Here is a 9,090-nt window from a genome sequence, read left to right as displayed (position 1 = left end):
CAACAGGCGGGGTTGCGCGTTGCCGTATTTGAAAAACGCAACGCCGCGGCATGCGCGGCGGTGGATCCCTGTGATCGCGCCAGCTTAATCGCCACCGGGTCCGGGCGTTTTCTGGCCAGCCTGGGCATTGATCCCGCGCTGCTGGGCAGTGCCGTGGAACGCATGCGGGTCTGGGATGCGGAAGGCTCGGGCAGTATCCATCTGGATGCCGAAGAAGGTGGAGCAGACCGACTCGGGCACATTGTCGGGAATCGTCGCCTGGAACAAGCCCTGCACGCGGCGCTGGAAAGCGCCGGGCTACACATTCATTACGGACGGGAGATCACCAGCGCCGTTGCCGGCAACAAAGCCATGCACGTTACCGATGCCTCGGGGATGGAGTTCCACGGCACGCTGCTGGCCATTGCGGAGGGCCGCCAGTCCCCCTTGCGCAACGCGCTCATTCAGGCACCGGTTTTCCGGGAAGATTATGGGCAGGATGCCATTACCGCTACGGTCTGGATTGAAAAACCTCATCGCCACATCGCCTACCAGCGCTTCCTCCCCACCGGTCCGCTCGCGGTGCTGCCCTTTAACGATGATACCGATGGTAAAGCCCGTGCCTCCATCGTCTGGAGTGCAAAACATACGCGTGCACGTCACCTGATGGCTTTGGACGATGCCCGGTTTCTCCGCGAACTGTATCAGGCGTTCGGGCCACAACTGGGACATTTCCAACGCATTGGACGACGCAGCAGTTATCCGCTCTCGGGCCTGCACAGCAGCCGTTATGTCGGGGAACGCAGCGTGTTGCTGGGGGATACCGCCCACGGCGCCCATCCGCTGGCGGGGCTGGGGGTGAATTTAGGCTTTCGCGACGCCGAACAACTGATGAAAGTCATCGCAGTAGCCCGTCAATGCCATGAGGACTGGGGCGAAGCCGCCGCGCTGCGTCGCTATCAAAGTGCGCGAAGGCCTGATAATCTCGTTACGGTACTGACTTGCGGTGCTCTCAGCCACCTCTTTTCCAACCGCAGTCGTGGTCTTGCCCAACTGCGCGACTTGGGGATGCTGGGGATGGGGGCGATCACTCCGGTCAAACGTTTTCTCATCCGTCAGGCCATGGGCCTTTAAGGAGACTGACATGCAACACCGTATTGCCGACGATATCGCTGCCGCCTTTGGCGACACCCTCGCCCGCTTAGGGACCGTCAAGGAAGATATGGACAAGCAGGCGCGCGCCATGCTTTCCAATGCGCTGGATCGTCTGGATCTGGTCACCCGTGATGAATTCGATGTGCAGCAGGATTTGCTCTCCCGCCTCGCCGCGCGCGTTGCGGTGCTGGAAGAACGCCTCGACGCCCTGGCGCCCAAGGCCACTGTAGACGAAAACGCCAGCAAGGGCTGAACTTGCCGCTGGCGACGGTCCATAGCCGCGCCCTTACCGGGGTCCAGGCGGCAGGTGTGACGGTAGAGTGTGATTTGGGTCCCGGCCTACCCACTTTCGCGGTGGTCGGTCTTGCCGAAACGGCGGTCAAAGAAGCCCGGGACCGGGTGCGCTCGGCCATTCAGAACAGCGGCTTTGAATTTCCGGCGCGGCGGATGGTCGTCAATCTGGCCCCCGCCGACCTGCCCAAAGAGGGTGGCCGCTTCGATCTGCCCATGGCCATCGGCATTCTCGCCGCCAGCGGGCAACTTCCCGCGGCGGCACTGGAAAAACTGGAGATGATTGGCGAACTGGCACTGGACGGTAGCCTGCGTCCGGTGACGGGCACGCTCTCCAGCACACTGGCGGCGGGGCAAGCGGGGCGCGCCATTCTGGTGCCGCAAGGCAATGCCCAGGAAGCCGCTTTCGCCCAAAGCACCCCGGTCTTTGCCTGCGCAAATCTGGCAGAGGCCGTCGCCCACCTGCGCGGCACGGATCGCCTGCCCGAAGTCATCTCCGATGCGGACGCCCAAGTATCCGCCATCCCCTACCCCGACCTGCGTGACGTACGCGGTCAGGAATCGACCAAGCGGGCGTTGATTGTCGCGGCGGTGGGCGGCCATCACCTGCTCCTGTCCGGCCCGCCGGGCACCGGCAAAAGCATGCTGGCGGCGCGTCTGCCTGGCCTGCTGCCCCCTCTGCGCCGCAGCGAGGCGCTGGAAGTAGCCGCCATCCACAGCCTGCAAGGAAACGGCTTCGATATTCGCTATTGGGGTAGACGCCCTTTCCGTAGCCCCCACCATAGTGCCTCTTCAGCGGCACTGGTGGGCGGGGGTTCGCACCCGCGTCCCGGCGAAATCAGCCTGGCGCACCACGGTATTCTTTTCCTGGACGAAATGCCCGAGTTCCCCCGTGCGGTATTGGAAGTACTGCGGGAGCCGCTGGAGTCTGGAGAAATCCATATCGCCAGGGCGGCGCGGCGGGCCACTTTTCCGGCCCGTTTTCAGTTGGTCGCGGCGATGAATCCCTGTCCCTGCGGCCATCTCGGTGATCCGCAGCAGATGTGCCGCTGTACCCCGGCGCAGGTCAGCCAATACCGCAGTCGGCTCTCCGGCCCGCTGCTGGACCGCATCGACATCCAGATGGAAGTGCCCGCCCTGCCGGTGAGCGCCTTGCAAGAGGCGGCACAGGGCGAAAGTTCCGCCTACTGGCGCGAACGCATAGCGCAGGCTGTTGAGCGTCAGTGGCAACGCCAGCAGATGCGCAACGCGCAACTTCAGGGCGCACTGCTGGAGCAGTTTTGCGCCCTGGATGCAGTGGGCACCCGCCTGCTCAACCGCGCCACCGAGACCCTGCATCTCTCCGCACGCGGTTACCATCGGGTGCTGCGCGTCGCCCGCAGTATTGCGGATCTGGAAGGGAGCGATCCGATCAGTACCCAGCATCTGGCGGAAGCCATCCAGTATCGGCGCTTGGCGCGGACACTGGCGCAGTAATCAGTTAGAGAAAAGGCCGCTGATTTTTATATCATCAGCCCTTACCCTAGTCCTCATGAATACCCGTGTGCCGCCCAACCGCAGAACTCGCCGATGACGGCGATGCCGTCTCAGTACGGGCTATTGCCGCCATCCGTGAGAAATACTTGCGCGCACGTTGCGGGTTTTTGGCGACACCCTGGCCTTCCTCATAGGCCAGGCCCAGGTCAAAATTCGCACGGGCGCAGCCGAGGCGAGCCGCCTGACGGTACCAGTGCAAGGTCGCCGGCCAGCCTTTGACGACGGTACTTTCCTGGCGGGTGATCAGAGGCGAGTAGAGGGTACCGAGGTAGAAGGCGGCCTTGGCATCCCGCGCTGATGCTGCCTGCTGCAAACGCACCAGCGCGGCTGGGTCCTGTTCGGCCTGATTGCGCAGGGATTCCAGATCCTGCGCCAGCGCCGCGAGGGGCCACAAGCCGACGACCAGCAAAAGTATCACGCATCGAAACATGGCCTCCTCCTTCGCTTTGGATCAGGTTCCCGCGTGCTCACGGGTAGCATGGAACACCACCTGTGGCCAGCGCTCCATAGTAAGGTCCAGATTAACGCGGGAAGGCGCCAGATAGGCGAGGCGATTCCCCGCATCTTCGGCGAGCTGTTCTTCATGCCTGCGGGTAAATTCGGCAAGTATTTTGGGGTCATCACACTGAATCCAGCGCGCCGCCTGTACCGTCACCGGCTCGAAAATCGCGTCGACGGCATATTCGGTTTTCAGCCGTTCCGCTACCACATCAAATTGCAGTACGCCGACCGCACCCAGGATCATATCCCCACCTTGCCGCGGTTTGAAGACCTGGGTGGCGCCTTCCTCCGCCAACTGCTGCAGCCCCTTTTGCAGTTGCTTGGCCTTGAGCGGGTTACGCAGGCGCACCCGGCGGAACAACTCCGGCGCAAAGTAGGGAATCCCGGTGAACTGCAGAGCTTCACCCTGACTGAAACTATCGCCAATCTGAATGCTGCCGTGATTATGCAGGCCGATGATGTCACCAGCGAAGGCTTCCTCCACCAGCTCCCGCTCCTGGGCGAGGAAAGTAATGGGATTATGCACCTGAATATCCCGTCCCAGGCGCAAATGTTTAATCTTCATGCCGCGCTGAAAGTGCCCGGAGCAGACCCGGAGAAACGCCACCCGGTCGCGGTGCTGGGGGTCCATATTGGCCTGAATCTTGAACACAAAACCGCTGAAGGCCTCTTCTTCGGGCTGCACTGTCCGTCCCGTGGTGGGACGGGGGCGAGGCGAAGGCGCCCAGTCGATAAGAGCTCCCAGCAATTCCCGCACCCCGAAGTTATTGATGGCCGAGCCGAAAAACACTGGCGTCTGCTGTCCCTCTAGAAAATCCTCCAGCGCGAAGGGGTGGGAGGCACCACGCAGTAAGTCCACCTGTTCCCGCAACTCAGACATTTCTTCAGGAAAGCGGCGATCCAACTCCGGGTTATTGATCCCGGCAATCCGCTCCACCGTCTGCTCCCGGGTTTCCTCACCAGCGGCGAACACCAGCACCTCATCGCGCAGCAGGTGGTAGACCCCCCGAAAACGCTTGCCCATACCGATGGGCCAAGTGACCGGCGCGCACCGGATACCCAGTACCGACTCCACCTCATCCAGCAATTCCGTCGGATCGCGGCTTTCACGGTCGAACTTGTTCATGAAGGTGATGATGGGGGTATCGCGCAGGCGGCAGACTTCCAGCAGCTTGATGGTCTGCGCCTCAACGCCATTGCCGCCGTCGATCACCATCAGCGCCGAATCCACCGCCGTCAGTACCCGGTAAGTATCTTCGGAGAAGTCCTGATGACCCGGCGTGTCCAGCAAATTGATGACATGCTCGTCATATTCAAACTGCATCACCGAACTGGCGACGGAAATGCCGCGACTCTTTTCGATGGCCATCCAATCGCTGGTGGCGTGACGACTGCTTTTGCGCGCTTTGACCGTCCCCGCCAACTGAATCGCGCCCCCGAAGAGCAGGAGTTTTTCGGTAAGCGTCGTCTTGCCGGCATCGGGATGGGAGATGATGGCAAAGGTGCGGCGACGCCGAATGGCGTCAATAAACGCGTCGGCCGAGGCCGCAGCAACAGGGGATGACGACATAAAAGATTAACCTTCTCTGAGTTGATTTACGGACGGCAGAAGCGACAAGGACAAAACCAGCGCATCCTCCCGACCCTCTTCATTACGATAATAATTCAAACGCACCCCGATTTCATGGAAACCCTGGGAACGATACAGATCCTGCGCACCGGCATTGGACACCCGTACTTCGAGAAAGGCCCTTTGCGCACCCAGTTGCCTGGCCCGGCAGAGAAGATGTTGCAGCATGCGCCGTCCAAAACCGCGCCGACGCAGGGCAGGCACCACACCAAGATTGAGGATATGCGCCTCGGCCGCACCCGTGGACAAGACTCCAAAGGCCACCAGCACGCCGGCGTCATCCTCCATAATCCAGGCATCATAACCCGCCTGCATGCAGTCGCGGAAAATACCCCGCGTCCAGGGTCCCGGTGAAATGTGCGATTCCAGCGTCGCCACGGCATCCAAATCATCGGCCTGCATGGGGCGCAGATTCATTTTTGTTGCGCCTCCGGCAGGGATGGACGGATATAGTGCGGCTCCAGCAACGCCGGGGAAATGCCGCGATCTCCTGTCTGACAACGCGTCTGCGCAAGGCGCAATACGGCCTCGGCCCGCGGAAAACTGTCACCACGCCAACCGAGTACGCCAGTCCCCTGCCAGTGGGCATGGTAGACTTGCCAGCCGGTACCCAGCCCCCACCACTGACCAGCAGAGGGCCAGTCTACGACATCGGGTGCACAGACTTTTTCCGTACCTTGCAACTGAGGGATACCCTGCGCGTCCTGACAAAACACCCCTGCGTAAACTTCGCCCCGACGCGCATCAAGCGCCGCCAGCACCTGCGGCTGCGGCACCGTCGCAGCCAGTGCCTGCAAACTGGAAACGGGATAGACGGGCAATCCCCTGGCCATGGCCAGCGCCTGTGCGGTACTGACGCCAATACGCACTCCGGTGAAGCCACCGGGACCTACACCGCAAGCAATTGCCTCTATATCGGCGAGAGTCATGCCGGCACGATCCAGCACCCGCTGAATCATGGGCAACAACAACTGACTGTGGCCATGAGCCGCCACGACAAGCTCTTCCAGCACCCCATCTGACGTACTGACCGCCACCGAGCAAGCTTCGGTGGCGGTATCCATGGCCAGGAAACGGCGCGCGTCCATCAGGCTTTTTCCCGCCAGAAGGCTTGGACCGCATCGAGGCTGGAAACACGCTGCATGGGCGGCAGACTATCGAGAAAAATCCGTCCGTAGCCCTTTGTGCGCAGGCGTGGATCGCAGAGCATGAGCACGCCGCGATCCGTCTCGGAGCGTATCAGCCGCCCAACACCCTGGCGCAGGGCAATGACCGCCTGGGGGATCTGCAATTCCCGGAAAGGCTCGCCGCCCGCCGCCTGGCACTGTTCCGTGCGCGCCCGCAGAATCGGGTCCGCGGGACTGGCAAAAGGCAATTTGTCGATAATGACGCAGGAGAGCGCTTCACCCTGCACATCCACCCCCTCCCAGAAACTCGCCGCCCCCAGCAGCACCGCATTACCCAGACTGCGAAAACGGTCCAGAAGACGGGGTCGCGGCATGCTCCCCTGCACCAGAATAGGGAAGGACAGCCGCTGCGACAAGGATGCCGCAGCCTCCTGCAAGGCCCGGTGACTGGTGAAGAGGAAAAAGGTTCGTCCGCCACTGGCCTCAATGACCGGTGCAGCGGCTTCCAGACAAGCCTGGGTATACGTGGGATGATTGGGCTCCGGCATCGCCGGTGGCAGATACAGCAAGGATTGCCGGGCATAATCAAAGGGTGATGCAGCGGTAAAGGTGCTCGCACCCGTCAAACCCAGGACCCGCTCGGTGCTGGTGAAACTGTCACCGACCCGCAAAGTCGCGCTGGTCAGGATCACACTTTCCACCGGCTCCAGCAGATGCCGCTGCAAAGGTGCTGCGACATCCAGCGGGGTCGCATGGAACTGCACCGTACGCGCCTTCTTTTCCTGCCAGAACACCATATTCGGGGCATTGTGCGTTGTAAAAAAATCGACTGTCGCCAGCAGGGTTGCGCCGCGTGCCGCACATTGCTCCAGGCCCTTGCCACGCGCTGCGGCCGCGGTCAGTGCCTGATTCAGCTCCGCCACGGCCTGACGCAGACGGGCAAAGGCAGCACTTTGCGCGTTATCCGTATGCAGGGTCCAGGACCCGCGCTCCTCACCGGGACCCAATGTAGTTCGCCACGCAGTCGTGAGGGTTTCCACCTGCGCCGCTGCAGCCAGTAAGCATTCATCATCCCCCGCCTCGGTCAGGGTTTCGGCACGACTGTCCCGTGCCCAATCCCAGAGCTGATGACTGCTCAGTTGCTGACCGAAATAACGTCCGGCCAGATCCAGCACCTGATGCGCCTCATCCAGCACTATCGCCTCGACCCGCGGCAACAAATCCCCCATGCCGTTCGCCTTCAACGCCAGATCAGAGAAGAGCAGGTGATGATTCACCACCAGAATATCCGCCTCCTGCGCCTGCCGTCGCGCCTCAATGACGTGGCAACGCCCATGCTCTGGACAATCGCTGCCGAGGCAGTTGTCCCGGGTCGAGGTCACCAGGGGCCAGACCGGCGAATCCTCGGGCACCGAAGTCAGCTCGCCAATATCCCCCTCCCGAGTCCGTCCGGCCCAGTCCGCCACCCGCGCCAAAGGTGCCGCCAGAGCGGGTGCCACGCCCTCGGCACCGAAACGTTGCAGACGATGCCGACAGAGATAATTGGCCCTCCCCTTGAGGCGACTGACCCGCAGCGGCTTTCCGGTAGCTCGCAACAGCAGCGGAATATCCTTTTCCAGAATCTGATCCTGCAAGGCCTTGCTACCGGTAGAGACCAGTACTTTGCGCCCGGAAAGCATGGCCGGCAGGAGATAAGCGAAAGTTTTGCCCGTCCCTGTCCCCGCTTCGATCAGGGCAACACCACCATTGTGCAAGGTATGGGCCACCTGCGCGGCCATGGCCTGCTGCTGCGTCCGCGCCCGAAACTGCGGCAGCACTTGGGCCAACGCCCCGGCCCGCCCCAACTGCACGGACCAGTCCTCCTCCCCGATCACTCCCGACACCCCATTGCCGCTCCCGTTTTATCGTCAGTCCTGCTATTTTTACACAATTTCGTGGCAAAAAGGGCATTCCATGTATAAACGGCGCGTGCGCATCCTGTTCTGGCATCCAACTGATCCAGCAAAGGCCCGCTATGCCGCCACTTTGGCGGAAGCCTTGGGTGCGGACTGGCTGGAAGCGAGGATGGATGAACCCGACCATGCCTGGCCCGATCTCCTCATCGCCCTCGACTGCCGCACGGCGCCAGACATCCCGCGCGCGACGCATACCCAATGCAAATACTGGCCCCTGGCCCAGGGTAGCTGGAAGGACGCCGTGCGCGCGCGCATCACCGGCGTCATCGGCGGCTTGCGTCTGCTCGCCCGCATGGACCAGAGTCCGGCACCCGGCCATGCGGCAGCGCCCTTTGACAAGGCACTCAGGCTGAACTAAACCTCTAAAAGCTGATCACACTATATGCACCATAGACAAGCGCAATCATTCCTCGACAGAACGCGCTGCCTGTTGACTTCAAAAAGGAGAGCACGCATGGAAGTCATCCATAAAGACAAGCACGGCATCACCATCCGCTTCGACAAAAAGGACCTTGCTAAAATAGTCGAACCCATCGTTAAAAATGCCGAAAACTTTGCCAAGGACACCTTGGATATTGTCTACCTGCTGGCCGAGCAGGACTACCGGACAGATGATCACTTCAAACAACCACCCCATGTTTTTGACTAAAGGAAGCCATCCATGCAAATTCGCGAAGAGCAGGAGCAGAGCGTAGAAGTTGTTCTGACCACCCATGAGGCGGCGCAAATCGCCAGCAATATCCTGGAGAACCAGAAAGCGGCCGGTCCAGGGGCAGTGGCGCTGGCCGAACTGCTCCGGAAAGAAGGCTTCACGGCTGCCCAGGCCCAGGTATCCGATCGCTACGAGTGGAAAACGCCGGATGATATAGAGCAGGACGCCTAGGCGCGATGTGCATAGCGACGATCCATCCGGGCC

Annotated in this window: 11 protein-coding genes; 6 read left to right on the top strand and 5 right to left on the bottom strand. The window is 61.4% G+C overall.

The genetic code is table 11. The annotated features are described in order from the left end of the window. From M7F93_RS04505 to M7F93_RS04495, 3 genes are all read left to right on the top strand, one after another. Positions 1–1,113, top strand: a 1,113-nt coding sequence (locus M7F93_RS04505) for an FAD-dependent monooxygenase (protein WP_298169746.1), incomplete at its 5' end; no start/stop codon positions are given. A gap of 10 nt (positions 1,114–1,123) precedes the next feature. Beyond that, positions 1,124–1,387: an accessory factor UbiK family protein gene (locus M7F93_RS04500; protein WP_298169744.1), complete on the top strand. Its 264-nt coding sequence runs from the start codon at positions 1,124–1,126 to the stop codon at positions 1,385–1,387. Positions 1,388–1,389: 2 nt separating this feature from the next. After that, entirely contained in the window at positions 1,390–2,901 is a 1,512-nt protein-coding gene (locus M7F93_RS04495; protein ID WP_298169742.1) for a YifB family Mg chelatase-like AAA ATPase, read from the top strand. Between the two features lie 46 nt (positions 2,902–2,947). Here M7F93_RS04495 and M7F93_RS04490 read toward each other — a convergent pair whose 3' ends face one another. Genes M7F93_RS04490 through M7F93_RS04470 form a run of 5 tightly spaced genes read right to left on the bottom strand, consistent with a single transcriptional unit; the run spans position 2,948 to position 8,102 of the window. Next, complete coding sequence (locus M7F93_RS04490) at positions 2,948–3,391, bottom strand: tetratricopeptide repeat protein (RefSeq protein ID WP_298169740.1); 444 nt, start codon at positions 3,389–3,391, stop codon at positions 2,948–2,950. Between the two features lie 21 nt (positions 3,392–3,412). Then, positions 3,413–5,032, bottom strand: a complete 1,620-nt coding sequence (locus M7F93_RS04485) for a peptide chain release factor 3 (RefSeq protein WP_298169738.1) — start codon at positions 5,030–5,032, stop codon at positions 3,413–3,415. Positions 5,033–5,038: 6 nt separating this feature from the next. After that, on the bottom strand, positions 5,039–5,509 hold the full coding sequence (rimI, locus tag M7F93_RS04480; protein ID WP_298169736.1) for a ribosomal protein S18-alanine N-acetyltransferase: 471 nt from the start codon (positions 5,507–5,509) through the stop codon (positions 5,039–5,041). Further along, complete coding sequence (gene tsaB, locus M7F93_RS04475; RefSeq protein ID WP_298169733.1) at positions 5,506–6,180, bottom strand: tRNA (adenosine(37)-N6)-threonylcarbamoyltransferase complex dimerization subunit type 1 TsaB; 675 nt, start codon at positions 6,178–6,180, stop codon at positions 5,506–5,508. Before tsaB ends, rimI begins: the two co-directional genes overlap by 4 nt. Beyond that, complete coding sequence (locus tag M7F93_RS04470) at positions 6,180–8,102, bottom strand: ATP-dependent DNA helicase (RefSeq protein WP_298169730.1); 1,923 nt, start codon at positions 8,100–8,102, stop codon at positions 6,180–6,182. The genes tsaB and M7F93_RS04470 overlap by 1 nt, the downstream gene beginning before the upstream one ends. Positions 8,103–8,172: 70 nt before the next feature. Here M7F93_RS04470 and M7F93_RS04465 point away from each other — a divergent pair, with 70 nt between their 5' ends. The 3 genes from M7F93_RS04465 to M7F93_RS04455 all read left to right on the top strand — a co-directional run bounded on the left by M7F93_RS04465 (position 8,173) and on the right by M7F93_RS04455 (position 9,057). Next, positions 8,173–8,532, top strand: a complete 360-nt coding sequence (locus tag M7F93_RS04465; protein WP_298169728.1) for a hypothetical protein — start codon at positions 8,173–8,175, stop codon at positions 8,530–8,532. Between the two features lie 96 nt (positions 8,533–8,628). Beyond that, positions 8,629–8,823, top strand: a complete 195-nt coding sequence (locus M7F93_RS04460; RefSeq protein ID WP_298169725.1) for a hypothetical protein — start codon at positions 8,629–8,631, stop codon at positions 8,821–8,823. 12 nt (positions 8,824–8,835) lie between these two features. Further along, positions 8,836–9,057, top strand: a complete 222-nt coding sequence (locus M7F93_RS04455) for a hypothetical protein (protein ID WP_298169722.1) — start codon at positions 8,836–8,838, stop codon at positions 9,055–9,057. The last annotated feature ends 33 nt before the right edge of the window (positions 9,058–9,090 follow it).

Source organism: Acidithiobacillus sp. (genome assembly GCF_027322205.1).
Classification (GTDB): Bacteria; Pseudomonadota; Gammaproteobacteria; order Acidithiobacillales; family Acidithiobacillaceae; genus Acidithiobacillus.
Note: the sequence above shows the minus strand (reverse complement) of the source record. Positions and strands in the feature narration are given on the sequence as shown.